This window comes from Mesorhizobium sp. M4B.F.Ca.ET.017.02.2.1, from assembly GCF_003998955.1.
GTDB classification, from domain to species: Bacteria; Pseudomonadota; Alphaproteobacteria; order Rhizobiales; family Rhizobiaceae; genus Mesorhizobium; species Mesorhizobium abyssinicae.
The window spans coordinates 1-26272 of sequence record NZ_RZOF01000050.1 but is presented as its reverse complement, the minus strand read 5'-3'; the positions used below and the strand labels follow the sequence as shown (position 1 = coordinate 26272).

Here is a 26272-nt window from a genome sequence, read left to right as displayed (position 1 = left end):
AGCCGGAATTGCAATCAAATACGATCGCATCCACAAGGTGCTTGGAGAAGGCAATTTCGTCCTGGTCGTGAGCGAAGGCTCTCTCGGCGGAAAGCCGACTTCCTACTACGACCTGTTCCGCGTCGAGAATGGCAAGATTGCTGAGCATTGGGACACGATCGAGGCGATCCCGCCGAAGGCTGAATGGAAGAATGGCAACGGCAAATTCTGAGATCGCCTAGCGTTGAACCTTTTTGCCCGACGCCACGACCCATGCATGCCGGGGTGGGTGCCCGGCCGGTGGCATACAGTCGAATGTGTCCAGGGCTGAGGCGGGGCGTGTTTGCTTCACGCCAAACTTGATGCCGTCTCAGGTCAGGCCGTCTCGTCAGACCCTGTTTCGGCGCGTTCGTCACCCGGAAAACCCCGCTTCGGCGGGGTTTTCTGCGTTTCGGGCCTGACGCTTCTTCGTCATCCGCGGCGGCAACGGCCAATCGGTCGATGCGCGTATCGGCAGGGCGTTCTGACGAGGGCCGAAACAAGCTCGTGATTGGCTCCGCCCGCCCTTTGCCTTTGGCGCGAAACCGACTATGAAACGGCTTCAGCCAGCCCCAGTATCTGGGCCCATCGGGAAAGCGCGCCGGAGCCAGCCATGACCGAAATCCTGCAGATCCCAAAGCTCGTCGTCGTCTTCGGCGGCTCCGGCTTTGTCGGCCGTCATGTCGTGCGGGCGCTGGCCAAGCGCGGCTACCGCATCCGGGTGGCGTGCCGCCGTCCCGACCTGGCCGGCCATCTGCAGCCGCTCGGCAATGTCGGCCAGATCCAGCCGGTGCAGGCCAATGTGCGGGTGCGCTGGTCGATCGACCGCGCCGTGCAGGACGCCGACCATGTCGTCAACCTGGTCGCCATACTGCATGAGAGCGGACGGCAGAAATTCGGCGCCGTGCACGAATTCGGCGCCCGCGCCGTGGCCGAGGCCGCGCGCTCGGTCGGGGCCGGCCTCACCCATATCTCGGCGCTGGGCGCCGACCTCAATTCGGCATCCGTCTACGCGCGCACCAAGGCGCTCGGCGAGAAGGCGGTACTGGAGACGATCAGCGACGCCGTGATCTTCCGGCCCTCGATCAATTTCGGCCCGGAGGACAGCTTCTTCAACCGTTTCGCCAACATGGCGCGCTACTCGCCGGTGCTGCCGCTGCTCGGCGGTGGCCAGACCAAGTTCCAGCCGGTCTATGTCGGCGATGTCGCCGAAGCCATCGCGCGCTCCGTTGACGGCAAGGTCGAAGGCGGCCGCGTCTATGAACTCGGCGGGCCGCAGGTGCTCACCTTCAAGCAGTGCATGGAAGAACTGCTCACCGTGATCGACCGCAGGCGGATCCTGGTGCCGGTGCCGTGGTGGGTGGCGAACCTGCAGGCCTCGATCCTCGGCCTGCTGCCCAACCCGCTGCTGACCAAGGACCAGGTGCTGCAGCTTCGCGAGCACAACATCGTGTCTGACCAGGCCACCAGGGAAAACAGGACACTTGCGGGCCTTGCCATCCAGCCGCAGTCGATCGGCACCATATTGCCGAGCTATCTCTGGCGCTTCCGCGCCGCCGGCCAGTTCCAGCGCAAACCCGCGGCCTGACCACAAGTCTAGACGGCTACGAGCCTCGCGCGGTGACCTGCATCGGCAGGCCGCCCTGCGGCTGCGTCGTCAGCTTCTGCACCGGCCATGGCCTGGTTTCGGCGGTGCTGTCGAAACGGAAGCGCGACAAAAGGATGGCGAGCGCGATGATCGCTTCCTGCATGGCGAAGCTGGCGCCGATGCAGACGCGCGGGCCGGCGCCGAACGGCAGATACTGGAAGCGGTCGATCCGGTCGCGGTTTCCGGGATGGAAGCGCTCCGGCATGAAGGCGTCCGGCCTGTCCCACAGCTTGCGGTGCCGATGGACGACCCAGGGCATCACCAGCACGGCGGCGTATTTGGGTATGTGCAGGTCGTTCCAGGTCTCCGGCTCGATCGGCTCGCGGTTGATCGACGGCGCCGGTGGATAGAGCCTGAGCGCCTCCTCGAAGGCGGCGCGGGTGAGCGGCATGGCGTCCAGCCATTTCGTCGGATCGAGCTCGCGCGCCAGCACGTCGTCGATCTCGCGCTCGATCTTGTCGCGCTCCCAGGGCGCCTCGGCCAGGCAATAGAGCGTCCAGCCGAGCGCGCGGGCCGTCGTCTCGTGGCCGGCGCCGATGAAGGTGATGATGTTGTCCTCGACTTCGGCGCGGGTGAGCCCGTCCGGCCCCTCGGCCCTGAGCAGAAGCGTCAGGAAATCCTGCGGCGCATGATCGGGGTCGCGCTTCAATCGCTCCTCTCGCATCCTGACGGTGCCGGCGACAATGTCGCGGAAGTAGGCCATGGTCCTGCGGCCGCGGATCCGGGTGAGGCGCGGCAGCCATAGCGGAGCGCGCAAGAGGTCGAGCGGATCGACGCGGCCCATGGTCTCGAACAGGCGGTCGATCTCCTTGGCGAAGCTGCCGGGCTCGCCAGCGATCTCGCCGGAAAACAGCGTCTCGGCGAGGATGTCGAAGGTGAGCAGCGTCATGTCATGGGCGACGTCGGTGGTGCCGCCCGCCTCGTAGCGGGCGACGAACTCCAGCGTGCGCTTCAGCATCGGCTGGGCGAAGCCGAAAATGTGACGCGGCGTGAACACCGGCGCCATCGCCTTGCGCGAGCGCTTCCACACTTCGCCCTCGGCGGTGAGCAGGCCATCGCGCAGGATCGGGCGCAGGATCATCTGGCGCACCGTAGCCATCTTGTAGTTGCGGGCATTGTCGACCAGCACATGGCGGATGAGGCCGGGGTCGTTGGCGATGACCAGCGGCCCGCCGACGCCGTTCACCGAGATCCAGGGTTCGTTGTAGGTCGGCTCACCCCACAGTTCGAGCGGGTTGCGGTAGACGATGCGCATCATCTGCAGCGTCGAGGGCGGCGAGGTGCGCGGCTTCGGCGCCGGCGGCACGAAGGGGGCGGGCTGGGTGTCCATCGGCTTGCTCCGCTTGTCGCCTCGAATGTAGTGCCTGCCCCGCCCCGCGTCCATGCGGCCGAAGGGCCGGCCGTGATCGCCCTCGCCTCGGCAATGTCCGCTCTCCGGAATGTGAGCGTCCGCTCGCCACGGCTTCTTGCCGCCCGCCGCCGCATGCCTTAGGGGGCAGTCACCGACAGATACCTAGCGCAGGAGCCCGCCTTGAAACACCGGTTGAACATCATCATCGGCAGCACGCGACCCGGCCGGGCCGGGCCGGTCTTCGCCCATTGGCTGGACGGCTTCGCGCGCGAGCATGGCAAGTTCGAGCCGGCGCTGACCGACATCGCCGCATTCGACCTGCCGATACTGGATGAGCCGCACCACCCGAGGCTTGCCAAATACGAGAAGGACCACACCAAGGCATGGTCGAAGGCGATCGATGCCGCCGACGCTTTTGTCTTCGTGGCGCCGGAGTACAACTATTTCGTTGCGCCGGCGATCGTGAATGCGGTCGACTATCTCTCGCGCGAGTGGAAGTACAAGCCCGCCGCCATCTTCAGCTATGGCGGCGTCTCCGGCGGCCTGCGCGCGGCGCAAGCCGTCAAGCCGCTGCTGACATCGGTGGGCGTAATGCCGATTCCCGAGGGCGTTGCCCTGCCGCTCTACCAGAAGCTGCTCGAGAGCGACGGCTCTTTCCGGCCGAGCGAGCAGGTGCAGGGCGGCGCCAAGGCGATGCTGGACGAGCTGTTGCGCTGGAGCGAGGCGCTGAAGCCGCTGCGCGCCGGCTGAGGCTCATTCAAGGCCGAACTACCCGGCTTGTTCGCGCCATAAAGAGATGAAATGCTCCGGCAGATGACCGGCCGGGGCGGTTTGGACTTTGCGTTTTCTTCTTGCGCTATTGCTGATCCTTTGGACGAGCGCCGCCACCCTGGCGGAGCGGCGCGTGGCGCTGGTCATCGCCGATGACGACTACCGGCTGATCCGGCCGCTCGCCAACCCCGTCAATGACGGCGAGGCGATGGAAGGCGCGCTGAAGAAGCTCGGCTTCGAGGTGGTGCTCGAGACCAACCGGGACCTGCGCCGCACGCGCCGCGCGCTCGACGATTTCCGCGAGGACGCCAGGGGCGCCGACGTGGCGCTGGTCTATTTCTCCGGCCATGGAGTCGAGATCTCCGGCGACAACCGCCTGCTGCCCGTCGATGCCGATGCCTCCTCGCTCGACGCGCTGGAGAAGACCAGCCTGCCGCTGGAGGAGATGCGCGAAGCGGTCGCCGCCGCGGCCAAGGTCGGGCTGATCGTGCTCGACGCCTGCCGCAGCGATCCCTTCGCAGGCGCGGGCAGCGAGGGCCGTGGCGCGACGTCGCTGGCCAAGGACGCAGCCGACAAGGTCCGGCCGGGCCTCGGCCGCGTCGGCCGGGCGGAGAACATCCTGTTCGCCTTTGCCGCCGCCCCCGGCGAGACGGCCGCCGACGGAACCGGCCAGAATTCGCCCTTCACCGCGGCGCTGACGAAATACCTCGGCACCGACGGGCTCGAAATCCGCTCGGTGCTGACGCTCGTGCAACAGGAAGTCTACGACCTCAGCCGCGGCAAGCAGCTTCCCTATGTCGAAAGCGGCCTGCCACAGCTCTTCTTCGCCGCCTCGACCAAGGAGCAGTTGCCGGAGCGCGAGCGGCTGCTGCTGGCCATGGCCGACGTGACGCCGCAGATGCGCGGCGAGGTCGAGCAGATCGCCAGCGACGCCGACATGCCGCTAGCGCCGCTCTATGGCGCGCTGATCAGCACCGACACCAGCCACCTTTCCGCCGAAAGCCTGAACGCCAGGCTGCGCGAGGCGGCGGATGCCTTCGTCAAGGTGCGCGGCGAGATGAAGACGCTCGCCTCGGACGGATCCGGCTGGCGCTGGCCGCGAAGCAGCCGGACGACGCCGAGCGGCAGCGCGACGTCTCGGTCAGCCATGACACGATCGGCGACTTGAAGCGCGAGCGCGACGATGCCGCAGGCGCGCTCGCCGCCTACCGGGACAGCCTGGAGATCGTCGAGCGGCTGGCAAGCCGCGACCCCGACAACACCGAGCTGCAACGCGACCTGTCGGTCGGCAACACCAAGGTCGGCAATGCGCTGAAGGACCAGGAGAACTGGCCGGCGGCGCTTTCTGCCTACCGGCAGGCACTGGCCCAGGCCCAGGCGCTGGCCGACGGCGACCCGGACAACACGGAGTGGCAGCGCGACCTCTCGGTCAGCCTGGAAAAGGTCGCCGGCGTGCTCGCCATCCAGGGCGACCGCAAGGGCGCACTGAAACTCTATCTCGACAGTTTCACCATCGTCGACAGGCTGGCCAGGCTCGATCCGGCCAATTCCGACTGGCAGCGCGACCTGTCGATAACGTTGTCCGAGATCGGCATGCTGAAGGCCAAGCAGCGCGACATCAAGGGCGCGCGCAAGGCCTTCGAGGACAGCCTGGACATCCGCCAGCAGCTTGCCCAATCCGACCCCGAAAACGCCACCTGGCAGCGCGACCTGGTGGTCGCGATGATCGACTATTCCCAGGTTGCGAGGAACCCGAAGGCCGTGCTTTCCGAGGCGCTCGAGCGGACGCTGGAGCTCGATCGCAGCGGCCGGCTGGCGCCGCGATACAAGTTCATGATCAAGTTTCTCCAGGATCGGCTGGCCAGGACAAAATAGCCTGCGGCGGGGCTAGCTCCGGACAGCCGGCTTTCCCGCCCGGAAATGCCGGCAAACCTTGGAAAAACCGGCATTTGCGCCTATATCTAGGACATCAAAACGGCGCGATTCGGAGCCAGTTTCCAGCGCTGGACCAGCAGCCATCAATCAGACAGGTTTTCATGAGCGATCAGACTGAAAGCGCCAATGGCGCGGAAGCCGAGTACGGCGCCGATTCTATCAAGGTTTTGAAGGGGTTGGATGCCGTCCGCAAGCGGCCGGGCATGTATATTGGCGACACCGACGATGGCTCTGGCCTGCATCACATGGTCTATGAGGTTGTTGACAACGCCATCGACGAGGCGCTGGCCGGCCATGCCGACCTGGTCTCGGTGACGCTCAACCCCGACGGTTCGGTGACCGTCATCGACAATGGCCGCGGCATTCCGACCGACATCCATCCCAGCGAAGGCGTCTCGGCAGCCGAAGTGATCATGACGCAGCTGCATGCCGGCGGCAAATTCGACCAGAATTCCTACAAGGTGTCTGGCGGCCTGCACGGCGTCGGCGTCTCGGTGGTCAACGCGCTCTCGGCCTGGCTGAAGCTCAAGATCCGCCGCAATGGCGAGATCTTCGAGATGGGCTTCACCCACGGCAATGCCGACGCGCCGCTGAAGGTCACCGGCAGCTACGCGCAGGACAAGCAGCCGGGCACCTATGAGGGCCGCAGCGGCAGCGAGATCACCTTCTTCCCGTCAGCCGAGACCTTCACCATGGTCGAGTTCGACTATGGCACGCTGGAGCACCGGCTGCGCGAGCTTGCCTTCCTCAATTCCGGCGTGCGCATCGTGCTGACCGACGCCCGCCATGCCGACCTCGTCCGTCACGAGCTGCACTATGACGGAGGCCTCGAGGAGTTCGTCAAATATCTCGACCGGGTCAAGAAGCCGCTGATCCAGACGCCGATCGCGATCCGCGCCGAGCGCGACGGCATCACCGTCGAGGTGGCGATGTGGTGGAACGACAGCTACCACGAGAATGTGCTGGCCTTCACCAACAACATCCCGCAGCGCGACGGCGGCACCCATCTGGCCGGCTTCCGCGCCGCGCTGACCCGGCAGATCACCGGCTATGGCGAGTCCTCCGGCCAGACCAAGAAGGAAAAGGTCTCGCTCACCGGCGACGACTGCCGCGAGGGCCTGACCGCCGTTCTCTCGGTCAAGGTTCCGGATCCGAAATTCTCCTCGCAGACCAAGGACAAGCTTGTCTCCTCCGAAGTCCGTCCGGTCGTCGAAAGTCTGGTCAACGAAGCGCTGGGCACCTGGCTCGAAGAGCATCCGAGCGAAGGCAAGGTGGTGGTCGAGAAGGTGATCCAGGCGGCGGCTGCCCGCGAGGCGGCGCGCAAGGCGCGCGACATCACCCGCAAGAGCACGCTTGGCGTCACCTCGCTGCCCGGCAAGCTCGCCGACTGCCAGGAACGCGATCCGGCGAAGTCCGAGATCTTCATCGTCGAGGGCGACTCGGCCGGCGGCTCGGCCAAGGGCGGCCGCTCGCGCCAGAACCAGGCGATTCTGCCGCTGCGCGGCAAGATCCTCAACGTCGAGCGCGCCCGCTTCGACCGCATGCTCTCGTCCGACATGATCGGCACGCTGATCACCGCGCTCGGCACCTCGATCGGCAAGGACGAGTTCAACGCCGACAAGCTGCGCTACCACAAGATCATCCTGATGACCGACGCCGACGTCGACGGCGCCCACATCCGCACGCTGCTGCTCACCTTCTTCTTCCGCCAGATGCCGGAGCTGATCGAGCGCGGCCATCTCTACATTGCCCAGCCGCCGCTCTACAAAGTGACACGGGGAAAGAGCTCGCAATACCTCAAGGACGAAAGCGCCTATGAGGAATATCTGATCGATTCCGGGCTCGAGGAAGCCTCGCTGACGCTGGGTTCGGGCGAGGTGCGGACCGGCCAGGACCTGCACAGCGCCATCGACGATGCGCTGGCGGTACGCCAGCTGATCAACGGCCTGCACACGCGCTACAACCGCAGCGTGGTCGAGCAGGCGGCGATCGCCGGCGCGCTCAACGCCGATGTGCTTGCCGATCTCGGCCGCGCCAACGCCATGGCCGAGCGCGTCGCCAAGCGCCTCGACCTGATCGCCGAGGACACCGAGCGCGGCTGGACCGGCCGGCTGTCGACTTCCAATGACGGCGTCGGCGGCTATGTGTTCGAGCGCACGGTGCGCGGCGTCAAGGAATTCGTGCAGCTCGACGCCGGGCTGATCAATTCGGCCGATGCGCGCCAGCTCGACCGCTATGCCTCGCGTCTTACCGAGGTCTACAGCGAGCCGCCGGTGCTGCGCCGCAAGGAGGTCTCCGAGACCATTGCCGGGCCGCTGGCGCTGCTCAACGCAGTGTTCGCGACCGGCCGCAAGGGCCTGACCATGCAGCGCTACAAGGGCCTGGGCGAGATGAACGCCGAACAGCTGTGGGAAACCACGCTGGACCCGAACGTCCGCTCGCTGCTGCAGGTCAAGGTCACCGACGCCACCGACGCCGACTCGCTGTTCTCGCGACTGATGGGCGACGAGGTGGAACCGAGGCGCGAGTTCATCCAGGACAATGCGCTGTCGGTCGCCAATCTGGACATCTGAAGCCGGCTTACCTTCGTGCCTCGGCGAAGCAAATTGCTCGCCGAGATACCGATTTAACTAACGGGTCGACTTCTCGATTGCGCTCAAGGTGGACAGTCGCCCGGCCGGTTTGCCAGCCCTATCCTGCATCGACGCCGAACATCTCCCTCGCCTGCTCGGCCGTATAGTAGCCCAGCCTGACATCCTCGGCGACCAGCTTCGGGTCACGCTCGCCCGGATCGCCATAGCCGCCGCCGCCCGGGGTGCCGACGCGCACGCGATCGCCGGCCTTGAGGGAAATGTCCTGCTCCTTGGACAGATGCGGCGGCACATGCGCCTCGCCGCCGCGGAACACGGTCACCGTATTGGGCGCGCCGTCCTTGCCGCCGAGCGCGCCTTGCGGGCCGAAGCGGCCATGGTCCATGACGAAGGAGGCGCGGGCATCGCCGCGCAGGATCTCGACCTCGTAGGCCAGACCGAAGCCGCCACGCTGCTTGCCGGCGCCGCCCGAGCCTTCGCGCAGCGCATAGTGGCGGTAAAGCACCGGAAAAGCCTGCTCCATGATCTCGACCGGCGGCGATTTGGAGATGCCGATCGTCGAGCAGCCATTGGTCAGGCCGTCATGGCCGGCATTGCCGCCATAGCCGCCGCCGGAGATCTGGTACATGACATAGTCGCGACCGCGCGCCGGATCGTTGCCGCCGAGCGCGAAATTGCCGCTGGAGCCGGCTGGAGCCGCCGTCACCTTGTCCGGAAGCGCCTGCACCATGGCCGCGAACACCGCCTCTGCGATGCGCTGTGAGACCTCCGCAGCGCAGCCCGAAACCGGACGCGGATAGCGGGCGTCGAGGAAGGTCCCTTCCGGCCGCCTGACGTCGAGCGGCTCGAAGGCGCCGGCGCTGATCGGCACATCCGGGAAGATATGGCGCATGGCGAGATAGACCGACGACAGCGTCGTCGCCAGCACGCTGTTCATCGGTCCGGCGCAGGGTTTCGAGGAGCCGGTGAAGTCGAAGGTGAGCGTGTCGCCCTTTTTCTCGACGGCGAGCGCAATCGTCAGCGGCTCGTTTACCACGCCGTCGGAATCGACGAAGGCCTTGGAGCGGTAGACGCCATCGGGAATGGCGGCGATGTTGGCGCGCATCTGATCAGTGGCGCGGCGGCGCAGCTCGGCGATCGCCTCGACAACCGTTTCATCACCGTAACGATCGAGGATTCCGTTGAGCCTATCCTGCCCGATCAGGAGTGCCGCGGCCTGGGCGCGGATGTCGCCGATGCGCTGGTCTGCGACGCGGATGTTGGAGCAGATGATGGCGTAGATCTCCGGATCGAGCACGCCCTTCTTGAACAGTTTCACCGGCGGCAGCCGCAACCCCTCCTGCTCGACGGCGGTGGCCGAAGCGGAAAAGCCGCCCGGCACCGAGCCGCCAATATCCGGCCAGTGGCCGGTGTTGGACAGCCAGCAGAAGATCTTGTCGCCGCGGTAGACCGGCATGACGAAGCGCACGTCCATCAGATGGGTGCCGCCGAGATAGGGATCGTTGACGATGTAGATGTCGCCCGGTTCGGGCGCCAGGCAGCGGCCGTCGGCGATCATCTCGATCACGGTTTTCGTCGAATACTGCATGACGCCGACGAACACCGGCAGGCCCTGGCTGCCCTGCGCGATCAGCGAACCGTCGAACGCCGAATAGATGCCGTCGGAGCGGTCGTTGGCCTCGGCGATGACGGGCGAGAAGGCGGCGCGGGAAAACGTCAAATCCATCTCGTCGCAAACCTGCTGCAGTGCCGCCTGCAGCACCGAAAGCGTGATGGTGTCGAGCGTGCTCATCTCAGGCCTCGCCGATGTCGATGATGATGTTGCCGTCGGCATCCGCGCGTGCCGTGTCGCCGGGCTCGAGCACGGTGGTGGCGTCCATCTGTTCGAGGATCGCCGGCCCTTCGATGACGGCATCGAGCGGCAGTTTTTCGCGGGCATAGACAGGCGTGTCGTGCCAGGTGCCGTGATACCAGACCGGCCTGGTCTCGCGCCGGGCTTCCTCAAGCGTCGCCGCACGCCCCGCCGGGTCGATCAGCCGCGACAGATCGATCGCCGGGCGCACACCGGTGACCGAGGTGTTGAGGTTGACGAGGTTGGCGCGGATCTCCGGCAACTCGACCTTGAAGCGGGCGAAATAGGCCTTTTCGAACAGTTGCTGCAGCGTGTCGCGGGTCACGGTAGACGACGGCAGCGGCACGTTGATGATGTGCGTCTGGCCAACGAACTGCATGTCGGCGGAGTGGGTGACGCGGATCGTGTTCGGCTTCACCGCTTCCTTGGCAATCAGTTCCTCGCCTTCGGTCCGGTGCCGTTCCAACACCGCGTGAAGCAAGGCTTCATCGAGCAGCGCCACCGGCTGGTTGATCGTGTTGACGAAGTCATGCCGGAGATCGGCGACGACGCAGCCGAGCGCGTTGGTGATGCCTGGCCGCGCCGGAACCAGCACCTTTGGCAGGCCAAGCTCGCGCGCGAGTGCCGTCGCGTGCAGCGGCCCGGCGCCGCCGAAGGCGAACAGCGCGAAATCGCGCGGGTCGTGGCCGCGCGCCACCGAGACCATGCGGATGGCGCCGGCCATCTTGATGTTGCCGAGCCTCAGGATTGCGCCTGCCGCCTCGACGCCCGAGAGGCCGGTGCGCCTGCCGATCCTGTCCTCGAATATGCCGGTGACGCGCTCGACGGTGACCGGATTGTCGACCGCGAGCAGCTTCTTCGGCGCCAGCCGCCCCAGCACAAGATTGGCATCGGTGATGGTCGGCTCGGTGCCGCCGCGCCCGTAGCAGATCGGGCCCGGATTGGCGCCGGCGCTTTCCGGGCCGATCTGGATCAGGCCGGCCGCGTCGACACGCGCGATCGAGCCGCCGCCGGCGCCGACCGTATGCACAGCCACCATCGGCACATGGATCGGCATCGCATATTCGATCTCGATCTCGTTCGACACCGCGGGCTCGGCATTGCGGATCAGCGCCACGTCGGTCGAGGTGCCGCCCATGTCGTAGGTGACGAGGTTCTCGTAGCCGGCGCGCTTGCCCGTATAGGCTGCGGCGATGACGCCGGAGGCCGGGCCGGACATCACCGTCTTTGCCGATTCCCGGGTGACGAAGCGGGCCGAGATCATGCCGCCATTGCCGTTCATGATCAGGAAGTCGCGGGCATAGCCCTTCGCGGCGAGTTCCTTGCGAAGCCGCTCGACATAGCGTTCCAGGATCGGCTGCACCGAGGCGTTGACCGAGGCCGTCACGCCGCGCTCGAACTCGCGCGCCTCCGACAGCAGCGCATGGCCAGTGGTGATGTAGCCGTTCGGCCAGATCTCGCTGGCGATCTCGGCCGCGCGCCGCTCATGCGCCGGGTTGGCGTAGGAGTGCAGGAAATGGATGACGAGCGACTCGCAGCCGGCGTCCAGCAGCTTCTTCACCGCGTCGCGCATGCCGGCCTCGTCGAGCGCGACGCGCACCGCTCCCGAGGCCTCGACGCGCTCCGCGACTTCAAGCCTGAGATCGCGCGGAATGACCGGAACGAATGTCCCCGTCATGCCATAGGGCTGCGGCCTGGTGCGCCGGCCAAGTTCGATCACGTCGCGAAAGCCGAGCGTGGTGATCATGCCGGTCCTGGCCAGGCGGCGCTCCAGCACGGCGTTGGTGGTGGTGGTCGTGCCATGCACGATGAGGTCGATGCCGTCGATCGCAAAGCCGGTGGCGCCGAGCGCCGAAACGACGCCGAAAGCCTGGTTTTCGATCGTCGTCGGGGTCTTGGCGATATGCACCCTTCCGCCGTCCTTGCCGTCGATCAGGATGAGGTCGGTGAAGGTGCCGCCAACATCGATGCCGGCAACGACGCTGCCCAGGGAATCCCGCGGTTGCGCCGAAAAATTCTCTTTCATTGTCGAAACCCGAAATGCGCGGCCTACGGATATGGCTTGGTTTGGAACGGTGTTTTACGCTCGCATCTTGACGCCGAGATCATTTGTATACTAATAAATTTCCGACACAAGAGCTTACCGCTTGGCAGTGTACAAGGAGCGCATCGGAACCTGACCGGTTCGGGCGCGCAGGAGAAGGTTTGGCGTCAGCGCCGTGAGCCTGGGCCAGAAGGTTGGGTTTGATGAACACGACATCCGCGTTGAACGCCGCCGGCGCCAAGCCGCTGCAGTTCCCTATCCCGGCCAATGTCTATGCCGAGACCGTCGTCTCGGTGAAGCATTACACCGACCGCCTGTTCTCGTTCCGCATCACCCGGCCGCAGTCGCTGCGCTTCCGTTCCGGCGAGTTCGTGATGATCGGCCTGCCCAATGCCGAGAAGCCGATCTTCCGCGCCTATTCCGTCGCCAGCCCCGCCTGGGACGACGAGCTGGAATTCTTCTCGATCAAGGTGCCGGACGGTCCACTGACCTCCGAGCTGCAGAAGATCCAGGTCGGCGACACCGTCATCATGCGTCAGAAGTCGACGGGCACGCTGGTGCTCGACGCGCTGACGCCAGCCAAGCGTGTGTTCATGATCTCGACCGGCACCGGCATCGCGCCCTTTGCCAGCCTGCTGCGCGATCCCGACACCTATGAGAAGTTCGACCAGGTCATCCTGACCCATACCTGCCGCGACAATGCCGAGCTCACCTATGGCCAGGAACTGGTAGCGGCGCTCGAGAGCGATCCGCTGATCGGCGAGCTGACCGGCGGCCGCGTCACGCTTTACAACTCGACCACGCGCGAGGACTCGGCGCGCATGGGCCGCATCACCGCGCTGATCGGCTCCGGCAAGTTCTACACCGACCTCGGCATCGACAAGCTCAATCCCGAGACCGACCGCATTATGATCTGCGGCTCGATGCACATGCTGAAGGACGTCAAGGAACTGGCCGAAAGCCTCGGCTTCCAGGAAGGTTCGCTCAGCCATCCGGCAACCTTCGTCGTCGAGCGCGCCTTCGTCGGCTGAGCCGTAGCCGGGAGGCTTCAGCTCCGCCCAAATCCGTTTTGACCATGCGGTCAAAAATCAGCTGCTTTCGCGGCCTTTTTCCGCTATGAGCCTTTTGAGGACTCGTGGAGCACTGCTTCACGGGCTATCTTCTTGCGTGTCGCCCAAAACCGTCGAGCGGTTTTGAGGAACGACGCGCACGAAGCATTAAGCGCAAGCCGCTGAATGGAAGGGCAGGAGATGAGCAGCACAATTCGCGACGCCGACCTCGGCACGTCCAAGGTCACCTCGCTGCCGGCGCGCGCCGCCGCCAACACGCCCGTGCCGCAAGGCCATATTGCGCGCAATCCCGGCATGCGGCTCGATCTCGGCTTCCTGGAATCGGTGCGCAGCGTCAACCGCTCGGCGCTGGAGCGCCGCGTCGCGACGCTGACCAAGCGGCGCTCGATCAAGGCCGACAACCAGGCGGCGTGGCTGCTGCGCGCCGTCGCCTGCATGGACCTGACGACGCTGAACTCCAACGACACCGACGAGCGTGTGCGCCGGCTCTGCGCCAAGGCGATCAACCCGTTCCGGCGCGACATCGTCGAGGGGCTGGGCATTGAAGGCGAAACCATCCGGCCTGCCGCGGTCTGCGTCTACCATCCCTTCGTCGCCACCGCTGTCGACGCGGTACGCGGCACAGGCATCCACGTCGCCGCCGTCTCCACCGCCTTCCCGCACGGCCTGGCGCCATTGTCGACGCGCCTGCAGGAGATCGAGGCCTCGGTCCGCGACGGCGCCGACGAGATCGACGTCGTCATCCCGCGCGGCCTGGTCTACGGCGCGAAATGGCAGGAGCTGTTCAACGAGATCGTCGCCATGCGCGAAGCCTGCGGCGATGCGCATCTCAAGGTCATCCTAGGCACCGGCGACCTCGCCACGCTGCGCAACGTCATGCTGGCCTCGATGGTGGCGATGATGGCGGGCGCCGACTTCATCAAGACCTCGACCGGCAAGGAGAGCGTCAACGCCACGCTTCCCGTCGGGCTTGCCATGGTGCGCGCCATCCGCGCCTATTTCGAGGAGACCGGCTACCTCATCGGCTTCAAGCCGGCCGGCGGCATTTCCACGGCCAAGGTCTCGCTCGACTGGCTGGTGCTGATGAAGGAAGAGCTTGGGCGACCGTGGCTGGAGCCGGAGCTGTTCCGCTTCGGCGCGTCGAGCCTGCTCACCGACATCGAGCGTCAGCTCGAGCATCATTTGACCGGGCACTATTCGGCCAACCATCGCCACGCGATGGCCTAGCCCGCGAAGTCGCCCGCCAAGAACCAAAAACCTCCTGCGGTAGGAGCGCCCCATGAACATTCTCGAACGCTATCACGCCATGGAGTACGGCCCGGCGCCGGAGGCGCGCAACGAGGCGGATGCCTGGCTCGCCGCGCGCGATTTCTCAAAGGCGCTTTTCATCGGCGGCGAATGGAAGGCCGCCGCCGGCGGCAAGACCTTCGAGACCAGCGAGCCGTCCTCGGGCAAGCTGCTGGCCAAGCTTTCGGATGCCGGCGCCGCCGACATCGACGCGGCGGTCGCGGCCGCCACGAAGGCGCTGCCTAAATGGAGCGCCAGCTCCGGGTACCAGCGCGCCAAGGTGCTCTACGCCATCGGCCGCGCCATGCAGCGTCACCAGCGCCTGTTCGCGGTGCTGGAATCGATCGACAACGGCAAGCCGATCCGCGAGAGCCGCGACATCGACGTGCCGCTGGCCATCCGCCATTTCATCCACCATGCCGGCTGGGCGCAGGCACTGGACAGGGATTTTCCCGATCACAAGGGTGTCGGCGTCGTCGGCCAGATCATCCCGTGGAATTTCCCGCTGCTGATGCTGGCCTGGAAGATCGCGCCGGCACTCGCCGCTGGCTGCACCGTGGTATTGAAGCCGGCCGAATTCACGCCGCTCACCGCCGTGCTGTTCGCCGAGATCTGCGAACGCGCCGGCGTGCCGAAGGGCGTCGTCAACATCGTCCAGGGCGGGCCGGAAGCGGGCGCGGCCATCGTCAATCATCCGGGCATCCAGAAGATCGCCTTCACCGGCTCTTCCGAGGTCGGCAAGATCATCCGCAAGGCGACCGCCGGATCGGGCAAGAAACTGTCGCTGGAACTCGGCGGCAAGTCGGCCTTCATCGTGTTCGAGGACGCCGATCTCGACAGCGCCGTCGAGGGCCTGGTCGACGGCATCTGGTTCAACCAGGGCCAGGTCTGCTGCGCCGGCTCGCGGCTGCTGGTGCAGGAAGGCGTCGCCGATGCCTTCATCGCCAAGGTAAAGGTCAGGATGAGCCGGCTGCGTCTCGGCAGCCCACTCGACAAGAACACCGATATCGGGCCGCTGGTCGACCGCAGCCAGCTCGACCGGGTCAAGGGACTGGTCGCCGAAGGAGCAAAACAGGGCGCCGTCTGCTGGCAGCCGGACGCGGCCTTGCCGTCTTCCGGCTACTACCACCTGCCGACGCTCGCCACCGCTGTTTCGCCGGCTAATATACTTGCCCAGGAAGAAGTCTTCGGCCCGGTGCTGGCCACCATGACCTTCCGCAACACCGAGGAAGCGATCGAGCTCGCCAACAACACGCGCTACGGGCTCGCCGCCTCGGTCTGGAGCGAGAACGTCAACCTTGCGCTGCATGTCGCGCCGCAGCTCAAGGCCGGCGTCGTCTGGGTCAACGGCACCAACATGTTCGATGCCGCCTGTGGCTTCGGCGGCTACCGCGAAAGCGGTTTTGGCCGCGAGGGCGGACGCGAGGGCATGTATGAATATCTGGCGGCGAAGCTGCCGCTCGGGCCGGTCATCAAGGCAGCGGCTGCCGCTTCAGCTCAGCCTGTTGAACAGGCCGATGGCACCGTCATCGACCGCACGGCAAAGCTGTTCATCGGCGGCAAGCAGGTCCGGCCGGACGGCAACTATTCGCGCGCCATCGCAACCGCCAAGGGCAGGCTTGCCGGCGAAGTCGGTCTCGGCAACCGCAAGGACATCCGCGATGCGGTTTCCGCTGCCCGCGCATGCAAGGCGTGGCCGGAGGCGACCGCGTTCAATCGCAGCCAGGTGCTTTACTATCTGGCTGAAAACCTGTCCGGCCGCGCCGACGAGTTCGCCGCCCGCCTCGTCCAGCTGACCGGAGTGACGGCGAAGGCCGCGCGCGAGGAGGTCGAGCAGTCGATCGAGCGATTGTTCCTCTATGCCGGCCTGACCGACAAGTTCGAGGGCCGCGTGCACCAGCCGCCGGCCCGGGCGGTGACGCTTGCCCTGCACGAGCCGGTCGGCGTCGTCGGCGTCGTGGCGTCCGACAATCAGCCGCTGCTCGGCTTCATCTCGCTGGTGGCGCCGGCGCTCGCCATGGGCAACACCGTGGTCGCCGTGCCCTCGGAGCGCTATCCGCTGCTCGCCACGGATCTCTATCAGGTGATCGAATATTCCGACATTCCGGCCGGCGCCATCAACATCGTCACCGGCCGCGGCGCCGAGCTCGCCGGCGTGCTGGCCAAGCATGACGATGTCGATGGGCTGTGGGTGTTCGCCGATGCCGAGACCTGCGCCAAGGCGGAGGCCGACTCCATCGGCAACCTCAAGCGCGTCTGGAGCGGCAACGGCCGCGGCCTCGACTGGGCCTCGGACGATGCGGCCGGCGAGGCGTTCCTGCGCCGCGCCATCGAGGTCAAGAACGTCTGGGTGCCCTACGGCGACTGACACCTGACAGGTGCCGCGTTTGTCGCAGCCTTCGGGCTTGACGGGTTCACAAATGTTCTTTAACGAGAAAAAACAATTGGCCTCCAGCAGACAGCGGCTCAGGCGGGACCATAGTGTCCGCCTGGCACATTGCGTCCCGCCTGGCTGCCGCTAAAACGCTCGCGAGAACCTGGAGAGAAACGATGGCGGATCTGGCAGGCAAGGTGGTTGTCGTCACCGCGGCGGCGCAAGGCATCGGCCGGGCGAGCGCGCTGGCGTTCGCCAAGGCCGGCGCCACAGTCTATGCCACCGACATCAACGAGGCGCCGCTGGCCGAACTCGCCAGGACGCCCGGAATCAAAGCCCGCAAGCTGGACGTGCTCGACGACGCGGCCGTCAACGCCGCGTTCGCCGAGATCGGCCCGGTCGACGTGCTGTTCAACTGCGCCGGCTTCGTCCATGCGGGCTCGATCCTCGAGATGAAGGACGCCGACCTCGACTTCGCCTTCAACCTCAATGTGCGCGCGATGATCCGCACCATCCGCGCCGTGCTGCCTGGCATGCTGGAGCGCGGCGACGGATCGATCATCAACATGTCTTCGGTCGCAGGCGCCGGCAAGGGCGTGCCCAACCGTTTCGCCTATGGTGTCACCAAGGCCGCCGTCATCGGCCTGACCAAGGCGATCGCGGCCGACTATGTCGCCAAGGGCATTCGCTGCAATGCCATCTGCCCGGGCACGGTCGAGAGCCCGTCGCTGCAGGACCGCATGCATGCGCAGGGGGATTACGAAGCGGCCCGCGCCGCCTTCATCGCCCGCCAGCCGATGGGACGCCTCGGCACGCCGGAAGAAATCGCCGATCTCGCCGTCTATCTGGCCGGCGCCACCTACACGTCGGGGCAGGCCTACAATATCGACGGCGGCTGGTCGATCTGACCTCGGTCCGGAACGGTCCGGATCGAGAAGTCTGAAAATCCCGCGCGCCGGCGGCCAGAAGCGGCGTCCGTGCTTGCCCGAGACCGGGGCGATGGGTACGGTCCGCCCGGTTTCCGCAAGGGAGCCATCGCCTCGGCGGAGAGTTTGCAAACGGCCACGGGCCGCAAGTAGGAGAAGGATTTAGATGAAACTGCTGCGCTATGGCGAGGTGGGGAGCGAACGTCCCGGCCTGCTCGATGCGGATGGGACCATCCGCGACCTCTCGGCCCACGTCGCCGACATTGGCGGCACGGCGCTTCATCCGGCTTCGCTGGACATGCTGGCGAAGCTCGATGCGAAATCGCTGCCGGCGGTTTCCGGCAGCCCGCGCATCGGCGCCTGCGTCGCCGGCACCGGCAAGTTCATCTGCATCGGCCTGAACTATTCCGACCACGCCGCCGAAACCGGCGCCACGGTGCCGCCGGAGCCGATCATCTTCATGAAGGCGAGCTCGGCGATTGTCGGGCCTGACGACGACGTGCTGATCCCGCGCGGCTCGGTCAAGACCGACTGGGAGGTCGAACTCGGCGTCGTCATCGGCAAGACCGCGAAATATGTCTCGGAAGCCGACGCGCTGGATTATGTTGCCGGCTATTGCGTCTCGCACGACGTGTCCGAGCGCGCCTTCCAGGCCGAGCGCCAGGGCCAGTGGACCAAGGGCAAGAGCTGCGACACGTTCGGCCCGATCGGCCCGTGGCTGGTCACCAAGGACGAGGTGGCCGACCCGCAGAACATCAAGATGTGGCTGACCGTCAACGGCAAGACGATGCAGAACGGCTCGACCAAGACCATGGTTTACGGCGTCGCCTATCTGGTCTCCTATCTCAGCCAGTTCATGTCGTTGCATCCAGGCGACATTATCTCCACCGGCACGCCGCCCGGAGTCGGCCTCGGCATGAAGCCGCCGGTGTTCCTGAAGGCCGGCGACGTGGTCGAACTCGGCATCGAAGGGCTGGGCCAGCAGAAGCAGACTTTTAGGGCGGACGCGTAAAGCGCCGCCTCCCCTTCTCCCCTGTGGTATTGCGGAAGGAGAGAAGGCGGTTTCGCGCCCTTCCTCTCCCCCGTCGATCGGGGGAGAGGTGTCGAGCGAAGCTCGACGGAGTGGGGGTCGACCTGACTCGACCATTGTCATTTCAAGCTAAGCAATGATCAGGCTCGTCAGCGGCGGCGCATTTGAGGACCTGCTTCCCCCACTCCGTCGCCGCTTCGCGGCGCCACCTCTCCCCCCTCCGGAGGGAGAGGAAAGACGCACCTACTTCAGCACCTTCCCATCCGCTCCGAACCGATACGTCTTCGCCGGGTCCGGCGTCGCGTAGAGCGTCGAGCCCGGCTCGGCGTTGTAGACGCCGAAGATGCGCACGGTGAGCAGCCCGGCCTTCTCGCAATCGAGATAGAGGTTGGTGTCGGCGCCGAGATGCTCGGCGTGCACCACCGTGCCCTTCCAGGCGCCTGATGTCGTGTCGACGGTCAGGTGCTCGGGCCGCACGCCGACGGTCTTGGCCGTCTCGCCGAGCCTGGCGCCGTCGATGAAGTTCATCTTCGGCGAGCCGATGAAGCCGGCGACGAATTCATTCGCCGGCGAATTGTAGAGCTCCATCGGGCCGCCGATCTGCTCGATGCGGCCGGCGTTGAGGACGACGATCTTGTCGGCCAGCGTCATCGCCTCGACCTGGTCGTGGGTGACGTAGATCATCGTCGCCTTCAGGCGGCGATGCAGCTGCGCGATCTCCAGCCTGGTGTTGACGCGCAGCGCTGCATCGAGGTTCGACAACGGCTCGTCGAAGAGGAACAGCTTCGGCTCGCGCACCACGGCGCGGCCGATGGCGACGCGCTGACGCTGGCCGCCCGAAAGTTCGGCCGGACGCCTTTCCAGATAGGGCTCCAGCGACAGCATCGAGGACGCGATGCCGATGCGGCGGTCGATCTCTGCCGCCGGGGTGCCGGCCTGCTTGAGGCCGAGGCCCATATTGTTCTTCACCGTCAGATGCGGATAGAGCGCATAGGTCTGGAAGACCATGGCTATGCCGCGCTTGGCGGGCGGCGTGACGGAGACGTCCTGGCCATCGATGACCACCCGGCCGGAGGTCGAATCCTCAAGCCCGGCGATGACCCGCAGCAGCGTCGACTTCCCGCAGCCGGAGGGGCCGACGAAGACGACGAACTCGCCGTCATTGACCTCCAGGTCGATGCCTTTCAGCACCTCGACCGGCCCGAAAGCCTTTTTCACATTCTCGATGTTCAGCGAACCCACGGCGTCGTCCCTGTTTTGACTGGTTCTAGAGTTTGACGGCGGCGCCGCTGCGCACGCTTTCGTCGGCGGCGAGGCAGACGGCGAGCGACTTGACCGCGTCGTCCATATGCCGGGTGAGGTCGATGTCCTCGCGGATGGCCTTGAGCAGGAAGGCCTGCTCGAGGTCGCAGAGTTCCTGATGGCCGGGCTCGCCTTCCATCGACAGCAACTCGTCCTGTTTCGCAAACCTGCCGTCCGGCCCGGTCGCGGCGCTGTGCAAGCGGATGGTCGAGGTCTTGGTGTGAGTGTCGATGTCGTCGGACTTGATGCCTTCCTTCATGACGATCGACACGCAGCCCTTGGGCGAGATGACGTCCTTCACGAAGAAGGCGGTCTCCGAGATCATCGGGCCCCAGCCGGCCTCATACCAACCGACCGAGCCGTCCTCGAACAGCACCTGCAGGTGGCCGTAATTGTACATGGAAGGGGCGACCTCGTCGGTCAGCCTGACCCCCATGCCGCGCACCTCGACCGGATTGGCATCGGTGATCTGCAGCATCACGTCGAGATAATGCACGCCGCAGTCGACGATCGGCGACGTCGTCTGCATCAGCTGCTTGTGCGTGCCCCAGGTGTGGCCTGACGATTGCTGGTTGAGGTTCATGCGGAACACGTAAGGGCCGCCGAGCTTGCGCGCCTCGGCGATTAGCCTGACCCAGGACGGGTGGTGGCGCAGGATGTAGCCGATCACCAGTTTCCTGCCGTTGGCCTTGGCGGCGGCGACGACGCGCCTGGCGTCCGCCACGGTCGTTGCCAGCGGCTTCTCGACGAAGACATGGCAGCCGGCCTCCAACGCACGCACCGCATAATCGGCATGGCTGTCGGAATAGGTGGCGATCGCGGCGATGTCGGGCTTTTCCTCGCGCAACGCGTCCTCGAAGGCGCGCCTAATGCCGTAGCCGGCGAGCCCGTCCTGCAGCGGCACGTCGGAGCGGTTGACGAGTGCTGCGATCTCGAAGCCCGGATTGGTGTGATAGGCCAGCGCATGGCTGCGGCCCATATTGCCGAGCCCGGCGACGACGACGCGAAGGGGTTTGTCGCTCACCTGGTTGCTCCACTTTTTCTTGAGAGGGTGTCACCCCACCCGGCGCTTCGCGCCGACCTCCCCATCAAGGGGAGGTAGGGCGTTGGCGTGAACATCCTCATTGCCGAAGAAGTTGCTCTGAATAGAAACGAGGGGCAGTCGATGAAAAAGCGACGACCTTCTACCTCCCCTCGATGGGGAGGTCGGCGCGCAGCGCCGGGTGGGGTGAGGCACGGCCCCACGGAGAATTGGCGGTCCGCATTCACTTGACGGCTCCCGACGTGATGCCGCGGATCAGCTGCCGCGAGAAGATGACGTAGAGGATCAGCACCGGCAGGATCGCCAGCGACAGCGCCGCCAGGATCGCGTTCCAGTTGGTGACGAACTGGCCGAGGAAGAGCTGCGCGCCGAGCGTCACCGTCTTGGTCTCTTCAGATGGCGCCAGGATTAGCGGGAACCACAGATCGTTCCAGATCGGGATCATGGTGAAGACGGCGACGGTCGCCATCGACGGGCGCACCAGCGGCAACACAAGCCGGAAGAAGATCGTATATTCCGACAGGCCGTCGATGCGCCCCGCATTCTTCAGGTCGTCCGATACCTGCTTCATGAATTCCGACAGGATGAAGATGGCGAGCGGCAGGCCTTGCGCGGTGTAGACCAGGATCAGCGCCGTCAGCGTGTTGACCAGCCCGCTTGCCACCATCAGCTGCAGGATGGCGACGGTGCCGAGGCGGATGGGGATCATGATGCCGAGCGCGAGATAGAGTCCCATCATCGTGTTGCCGCGGAAGCGGTATTCCGACAGCGCGAAGCCGGCCATGGCGCCGAACAAAAGCACGAAGAACAGCGAGGCGACGGTGACGACGAGGCTGTTCTGGAAATAGTGGATGAAGTCGCCCTGGCCGATCACCGTGGTGTAGCCGATCAGGTCGAAGGTCTTCGGCGTCGGCGGCGTCAGCGGCGCGCCGAAGATCGCGGCGCGCGACTTGAACGAATTGACGATGACCAGAATGACCGGAAACAGCGCGATCGCCGTATAGGTCAGCAGGACCGCGTGGGCGCCGATGGTGCGGGGAAGCGAATGGGTTGCAGTGCTCATGGCTCGCCTCCTCAGAACTGGTAGCGACGCAGGCGCGTCTGGATGAGGAACAGGTAGACGCAGACGCCGCCGAGGATGATCAGGAACATCATCGTGGCGATCGCCGCGCCCATGTTGGGGTCGCCGACCTGCAGCTGGAAGCCGAAGAAAGCGCGGTAGAGGAAGGTGCCGAGGATGTCGGTCGAATAGTTCGGCCCGGCGAGCGCCCCCTGCGCGGTGTAAATCAGGTCGAAGGCGTTGAAATTGCCGACGAAGGTGAGGATCGAAATGATGCCGATGGAGGGCAGGATCAGCGGCAGCTTGATCTTCCAGAACTGGGCCATGCCGGTGACGCCATCGCATTCGGCCGCCTCGATCACTTCGTCCGGGATCGACAGCAGCGCGGCGTAGATCAGCATCATCGGGATGCCGACGAACTGCCAGACCGAAACCAGGCTGAGCGCGGTCAGGGCGTATTGCTCCTTGCCGAGCCAAGGCGTGAACAGGCTCTTCAGGCCGACGAAGTCGAGCAAATGCGGCGCCACGCCCCACAGCGGCGACAGGATCAGCTTCCAGGCGAAGCCGACGATGACGAAGGACAGGATGGTCGGCACGAAGATCGCCGTGCGGTAGAAGGCGGCGAAGCGCAGCCTCGGGCTGGACAGCAGCGCCGCCAGCAGCACGCCGATCGGGTTCTGCACCAGCATGTGGATGATGAAGAACCAGACATTGTTCCTCAGCGCGTTCCAGAAATTGACCGACCAGTTGGGATCGCCGAACAGGGTGCGGAAATTGTCCAGCCCTACGAAGACCTGGGACTGCTCGATGTTGCGGAACAGCGAAAGCTGCAGCGTGCCGGCGAGCGGCAGGATCATGATCGCCGTGTAGACGAGCACGGCCGGCGCCAGGAAGATGGCGATGTGCCAGCGGATCGGTCTTTTCGGTCGTGTTTGTGCGGCCATGAGTTCGGTCCCCGCCGTCTCTCTCGGTTCCAAATCGTATGATGCTAGATGATGCCTCTATGCACGCCCCGATCGTCCCCTGCGGGAGAGGACAAGGCCCGCGATTGCGACTTCGTCTTCCCCGCTCGATGAGAGGGTAAGACCGAGAGGCGGCGCCGACAATCGCTATCTAAAAACTGTCCGAATGCCGGCCGGGCAGATGCCCGGCCGGTCCGTTGCCTGAGCTCTTACTTCGCCGGCTTGTACCAGCTGTCGAGGCCGGTCTGCAGCTTCTTGGCCGCGGCCTCCGGCGTGTCGGTGCCGTTGATGACGTTGGCCGATTCAACCCAGGTCTCGTTCTCGAGGTTCGGCGTGCCGCGCGACAGGATCTGGTAGGTCGAGCGGATGGTCGACTTGCACTTGCCGCGCCAGGAGACGAATTCCTGCGCCAGCGGGTCTTCCATCTTCACCGGCGTGTTGTTCAGGCTGAAGAAGCCCGGCAGCGCGTTGGCGTAGATGGTGGCGAAGTCCGGCGAGGCGACCCAGGACAGGAACTTCTTGGCCGCGTCGGCATTCTTCGACGCCGCGTTCAGACCCATGCCGATGTCGGTGTGGTCGGAGATGTAGCAGGTGTCGCCGGCCTTCTGCACCGGCGGCGGGAAGGCGCCCATCTTGAACTGCGCCTGGGTGTTGAACAGGCCGATCTCCCACGAGCCGGCCGGATAGATGGCGGCGCGGCCGAGCGTGAACAGGTTCTGGCTGTCCGGATAGGTCTGGGCCTCGAAGCCGTCGCCCAGATAGGGCTTCCACTTGGCCAGTTCCTTGTAGGGCTCGACCCAGTCGGCGTCGGTCAGCTTCTGGTCGCCCTTGATCAGCGCCAGACGGCCGTCCTCGCCCTTCCAGTAGTTCGGGCCGATGTTCTGGTAGCCCATGGTCGCGGCTTCCCAGAGGTCCTTGGTGCCCATCGCCATCGGGATGTAGGTGCCGTCGGCCTTGATCTTGTCGAGCGCGGCGTAGAACTCCTCATTGGTGGTCGGCACCTTGATGCCGAGCTTGTCGAAGGCGTCCTTGTTGTAGATGAAGCCGTGGATGACCGAGGCCATCGGCACGCAGAAGCTCGCCTTGCCGTCGTCGGTCTGCCAGGCCGCCTTGGCGACCGGCGAGAAGTTCTCCATGCCGGGCAGCGCCGAGAGATCGGCGAGGTTGCCCTTCTTGAAGAGTTCCAGCGACTTGTCGAAGGGGCGGCAGGTAATCAGGTCGCCCGCCGAGCCGGCGGCGAGCTTGGCGCCGAGTGCGGCGTCATACTCGGTCGGCGCCGAAGGCGCGAACACCACGTTGATGCCGGGGTTCTTGGCTTCGAAAGCCGGGATCAGCTTGTCCTTCCAGATGGTCAGGTCGTCGCCGCGCCAGCTTTCGATGTTGAGCGTAACGTCATCGGCATAGGCCACCCCGGCGGAGCCGAGGATGCTGGTGCCGAGCAGAAGGGCCGTCAGTAGTTTGGTCGTCATTTTCAGTCTCCCTGTTGACCTTTTTCAGGTTCGGTTTTGATGAGAACGGGGGGCTAGCGCCCCTTGCTCCCCTCGATCGCGGAAAGGGCCGGCCGGAGCTTCCGCCCGGTCCCTTCCAGTATCTTCTCGGCCGTGTCGGCGTTGGCGGCGCCGGCGGCGAGCAGAATGGCGATCTTGACCACGCCGCCGCTCTGTTCGAGCAGGCGCGCAGCATCGTCCCTGCCGCGCCCGCTGATGGCGGCGACGATGCGGATGGCGCGGTCGCGCAGCTTGATGTTGTCGGCGGTGAGGTTGACCATGTAGCCGTCATGGACATGGCCGAGATGGATGGCGGCCAGCGTCGACAGCATGTTGAGGGCGATCTTCTGGGCGGTGCCGGCGCCCATGCGCGTCGAGCCGGCAATCAGTTCGGGCGGCGTCTCGAGCACGATCGCGACATCGGCCGACCGGAACAGCGGCACGTCCCGGTTGTTGGCGATGGCGATGGTTGCGGCTCCCCGGCTCCGTGCGTGTTCAAGTGCGGCGACCGCATAAGGCGTCGAGCCGCTGGCCGAAATCGCGATCAGGCAGTCGCGCTCGCCGATGCCGGCGGCGGCGACGGCGGCCGAGGCTTCATCGGTGTCGTCCTCCGGCCCGCCGGCAAGGGTGCGGAAGGCCTCTTCGCCGCCAGCGATCAGGATGGCGATGCGGTCGCGCCCGATGCCGAAGGTGCCGGGCAGTTCCAGCGCGTCGGCCAAGGCCATCAGACCCGAACTGCCCGCCGCCGCATAGGCGAGCCTGCCGCCATCCTTCAGCCGCTCGGCGACGATTTCGGCTGCAGCGGCTATGGCGGGGATGGCGCCGCGCACGGCCTTGGCGGCCTCGATCTGCGCATCGGCAAGAAAGGAAAGGATGGCGTCCGGAGCCTGGATATCCAGCCCCTCGGCATTCTGGTGATGCGCTTCGGTGCGCTTCTCGGCCATCCGTTGTCCTCCAACTGACGAAACAATACCAAAAAAATACCACTTGTCCACACGGATTAACGAATTCGCCGCGCGAAATTCGGCTTGCCGGCAAAATATCGTGGTTTTTCAATAAAATACGCCTTAATCTTTTTGAAAGCGAAATTAACTCTTGGCTATTGGTATTTTATTGGTATTATCCGTCCGGAGGAGAAATCGCGTGAATTTCGTACTTGGCATCGATGGCGGCGGCACCAGCTGCAGGGCGGCCCTTGCGACCGCTGACGGCGTCGTGCTTGGCCGCGCCAAAAGCGGCGCCGCCAACATCCGCACCGACCTCACCGGCGCCAGGACCAACATTGTCGAGGCGGCACGGCAGGCCTTCGTCGCCGCCGGCAAGAATCCGGAACTCATCCCGCAAACGCCCGCCATTCTCGGCCTCGCCGGCGCCAATGTCGGCACTTACAGGCAGCAACTCGAGGCGATCCTGCCGTTCAGCGCCAGCCGCGTCGAGACCGACGCCGAGATCGCGCTGGAGGGTGCGGTCGGGCCCAGCGACGGCGCCATGGCCATCCTCGGCACCGGCACCGCCTATATGG

Annotated in this window: 20 protein-coding genes and 1 pseudogene; 12 read left to right on the top strand and 9 right to left on the bottom strand. The window is 65.5% G+C overall.

Annotated features, from left to right (window positions below; genetic code table 11):
• Together EN738_RS09335 and EN738_RS09330 are read left to right on the top strand one after the other, a co-directional pair.
• Positions 1–211, top strand: a pseudogene (locus EN738_RS09335) (hypothetical protein); the annotation flags it as partial.
• A gap of 420 nt (positions 212–631) precedes the next feature.
• On the top strand, positions 632–1606 hold the full coding sequence (locus tag EN738_RS09330) for a complex I NDUFA9 subunit family protein (RefSeq protein WP_127283421.1): 975 nt from the start codon (positions 632–634) through the stop codon (positions 1604–1606).
• A gap of 16 nt (positions 1607–1622) precedes the next feature.
• On the opposite strand, the gene EN738_RS09325 is transcribed toward EN738_RS09330, so the two are convergent.
• The gene (locus EN738_RS09325) at positions 1623–2996 is read right to left on the bottom strand and encodes a cytochrome P450 (protein WP_127283420.1); all 1374 of its coding nucleotides are present in this window, start codon (positions 2994–2996) and stop codon (positions 1623–1625) included.
• Between the two features lie 201 nt (positions 2997–3197).
• Here EN738_RS09325 and EN738_RS09320 point away from each other — a divergent pair, with 201 nt between their 5' ends.
• The 4 genes from EN738_RS09320 (at position 3198) to gyrB (ending at position 8296) form a co-directional block, all read left to right on the top strand.
• The gene (locus EN738_RS09320) at positions 3198–3767 is read left to right on the top strand and encodes an NADPH-dependent FMN reductase (protein ID WP_127283419.1); all 570 of its coding nucleotides are present in this window, start codon (positions 3198–3200) and stop codon (positions 3765–3767) included.
• Between the two features lie 88 nt (positions 3768–3855).
• Complete coding sequence (locus tag EN738_RS36170) at positions 3856–4956, top strand: caspase domain-containing protein (RefSeq protein ID WP_245494453.1); 1101 nt, start codon at positions 3856–3858, stop codon at positions 4954–4956.
• A complete protein-coding gene (locus EN738_RS36165; RefSeq protein WP_245494447.1) occupies positions 4953–5663 on the top strand; it encodes a tetratricopeptide repeat protein in 711 nt (236 codons plus the stop codon). The genes EN738_RS36170 and EN738_RS36165 overlap by 4 nt, the downstream gene beginning before the upstream one ends.
• A 161-nt stretch (positions 5664–5824) precedes the next feature.
• Positions 5825–8296, top strand: a complete 2472-nt coding sequence (gene gyrB, locus EN738_RS09310; RefSeq protein ID WP_127283418.1) for a DNA topoisomerase (ATP-hydrolyzing) subunit B — start codon at positions 5825–5827, stop codon at positions 8294–8296.
• Positions 8297–8414: 118 nt separating this feature from the next.
• Here gyrB and EN738_RS09305 read toward each other — a convergent pair whose 3' ends face one another.
• Complete coding sequence (locus tag EN738_RS09305; protein ID WP_127283417.1) at positions 8415–10106, bottom strand: hydantoinase B/oxoprolinase family protein; 1692 nt, start codon at positions 10104–10106, stop codon at positions 8415–8417.
• Between the two features lies 1 nt (position 10107).
• The gene (locus tag EN738_RS09300) at positions 10108–12192 is read right to left on the bottom strand and encodes a hydantoinase/oxoprolinase family protein (protein ID WP_127283416.1); all 2085 of its coding nucleotides are present in this window, start codon (positions 12190–12192) and stop codon (positions 10108–10110) included.
• Positions 12193–12413: 221 nt separating this feature from the next.
• Between EN738_RS09300 and EN738_RS09295 the strand changes: the two genes are divergently transcribed.
• The 5 genes from EN738_RS09295 to EN738_RS09275 all read left to right on the top strand — a co-directional run bounded on the left by EN738_RS09295 (position 12414) and on the right by EN738_RS09275 (position 18879).
• On the top strand, positions 12414–13241 hold the full coding sequence (locus tag EN738_RS09295; protein WP_127283415.1) for a ferredoxin--NADP reductase: 828 nt from the start codon (positions 12414–12416) through the stop codon (positions 13239–13241).
• Between the two features lie 219 nt (positions 13242–13460).
• Positions 13461–14507 carry a deoxyribose-phosphate aldolase gene (gene deoC / locus EN738_RS09290; protein WP_127283414.1) on the top strand — a complete coding sequence of 349 codons (1047 nt, stop codon included), beginning with the start codon at positions 13461–13463 and terminating at the stop codon, positions 14505–14507.
• A gap of 52 nt (positions 14508–14559) precedes the next feature.
• Positions 14560–16935 (top strand): aldehyde dehydrogenase family protein, encoded by a 2376-nt coding sequence (locus EN738_RS09285; RefSeq protein ID WP_127283413.1) that lies wholly within the window; start codon positions 14560–14562, stop codon positions 16933–16935.
• Positions 16936–17117: 182 nt separating this feature from the next.
• The gene (locus EN738_RS09280; protein WP_127283412.1) at positions 17118–17849 is read left to right on the top strand and encodes an SDR family oxidoreductase; all 732 of its coding nucleotides are present in this window, start codon (positions 17118–17120) and stop codon (positions 17847–17849) included.
• 184 nt (positions 17850–18033) lie between these two features.
• Positions 18034–18879, top strand: a complete 846-nt coding sequence (locus EN738_RS09275; RefSeq protein ID WP_127283411.1) for a fumarylacetoacetate hydrolase family protein — start codon at positions 18034–18036, stop codon at positions 18877–18879.
• A 261-nt stretch (positions 18880–19140) separates the two neighbouring features.
• Here EN738_RS09275 and EN738_RS09270 read toward each other — a convergent pair whose 3' ends face one another.
• From EN738_RS09270 to EN738_RS09245, 6 genes are all read right to left on the bottom strand, one after another.
• Positions 19141–20139: an ABC transporter ATP-binding protein gene (locus tag EN738_RS09270; protein WP_127283410.1), complete on the bottom strand. Its 999-nt coding sequence runs from the start codon at positions 20137–20139 to the stop codon at positions 19141–19143.
• A gap of 25 nt (positions 20140–20164) precedes the next feature.
• Complete coding sequence (locus EN738_RS09265; protein ID WP_127283409.1) at positions 20165–21223, bottom strand: Gfo/Idh/MocA family oxidoreductase; 1059 nt, start codon at positions 21221–21223, stop codon at positions 20165–20167.
• A gap of 241 nt (positions 21224–21464) precedes the next feature.
• Positions 21465–22304, bottom strand: coding sequence for a carbohydrate ABC transporter permease (locus tag EN738_RS09260; protein ID WP_126056910.1), 840 nt, complete (start codon positions 22302–22304; stop codon positions 21465–21467).
• Positions 22305–22315: 11 nt separating this feature from the next.
• Positions 22316–23245 (bottom strand): sugar ABC transporter permease, encoded by a 930-nt coding sequence (locus EN738_RS09255; RefSeq protein WP_127283408.1) that lies wholly within the window; start codon positions 23243–23245, stop codon positions 22316–22318.
• Between the two features lie 227 nt (positions 23246–23472).
• Positions 23473–24732, bottom strand: coding sequence for an ABC transporter substrate-binding protein (locus EN738_RS09250; protein WP_127283407.1), 1260 nt, complete (start codon positions 24730–24732; stop codon positions 23473–23475).
• A 53-nt stretch (positions 24733–24785) separates the two neighbouring features.
• Complete coding sequence (locus tag EN738_RS09245; protein WP_127283406.1) at positions 24786–25694, bottom strand: N-acetylmuramic acid 6-phosphate etherase; 909 nt, start codon at positions 25692–25694, stop codon at positions 24786–24788.
• Between the two features lie 199 nt (positions 25695–25893).
• On the opposite strand from EN738_RS09245, the gene EN738_RS09240 reads away from it, so the two are divergent.
• A partial coding sequence (locus EN738_RS09240; protein WP_281034307.1) for a BadF/BadG/BcrA/BcrD ATPase family protein occupies positions 25894–26272 on the top strand: 379 nt, incomplete at its 3' end.

What these genes read in the sequence shown, in the direction of transcription:
- EN738_RS09250 (WP_127283407.1), bottom strand. Translation starts at nt 24,732, where the DNA reads ATGACGACCAAACTACTGACGGCCCTTCTGCTCGGCACCAGCATCCTC.
- EN738_RS09300 (WP_127283416.1), bottom strand. Translation starts at nt 12,192, where the DNA reads ATGAAAGAGAATTTTTCGGCGCAACCGCGGGATTCCCTGGGCAGCGTC.
- EN738_RS09285 (WP_127283413.1), top strand. Translation starts at nt 14,560, where the DNA reads ATGAACATTCTCGAACGCTATCACGCCATGGAGTACGGCCCGGCGCCG.
- EN738_RS09295 (WP_127283415.1), top strand. Translation starts at nt 12,414, where the DNA reads ATGAACACGACATCCGCGTTGAACGCCGCCGGCGCCAAGCCGCTGCAG.
- EN738_RS09330 (WP_127283421.1), top strand. Translation starts at nt 632, where the DNA reads ATGACCGAAATCCTGCAGATCCCAAAGCTCGTCGTCGTCTTCGGCGGC.
- EN738_RS09255 (WP_127283408.1), bottom strand. Translation starts at nt 23,245, where the DNA reads ATGGCCGCACAAACACGACCGAAAAGACCGATCCGCTGGCACATCGCC.
- EN738_RS09280 (WP_127283412.1), top strand. Translation starts at nt 17,118, where the DNA reads ATGGCGGATCTGGCAGGCAAGGTGGTTGTCGTCACCGCGGCGGCGCAA.
- EN738_RS09245 (WP_127283406.1), bottom strand. Translation starts at nt 25,694, where the DNA reads ATGGCCGAGAAGCGCACCGAAGCGCATCACCAGAATGCCGAGGGGCTG.
- EN738_RS09275 (WP_127283411.1), top strand. Translation starts at nt 18,034, where the DNA reads ATGAAACTGCTGCGCTATGGCGAGGTGGGGAGCGAACGTCCCGGCCTG.
- EN738_RS09305 (WP_127283417.1), bottom strand. Translation starts at nt 10,106, where the DNA reads ATGAGCACGCTCGACACCATCACGCTTTCGGTGCTGCAGGCGGCACTG.
- gyrB (WP_127283418.1), top strand. Translation starts at nt 5,825, where the DNA reads ATGAGCGATCAGACTGAAAGCGCCAATGGCGCGGAAGCCGAGTACGGC.
- EN738_RS09260 (WP_126056910.1), bottom strand. Translation starts at nt 22,304, where the DNA reads ATGAGCACTGCAACCCATTCGCTTCCCCGCACCATCGGCGCCCACGCG.
- deoC (WP_127283414.1), top strand. Translation starts at nt 13,461, where the DNA reads ATGAGCAGCACAATTCGCGACGCCGACCTCGGCACGTCCAAGGTCACC.
- EN738_RS09325 (WP_127283420.1), bottom strand. Translation starts at nt 2,996, where the DNA reads ATGGACACCCAGCCCGCCCCCTTCGTGCCGCCGGCGCCGAAGCCGCGC.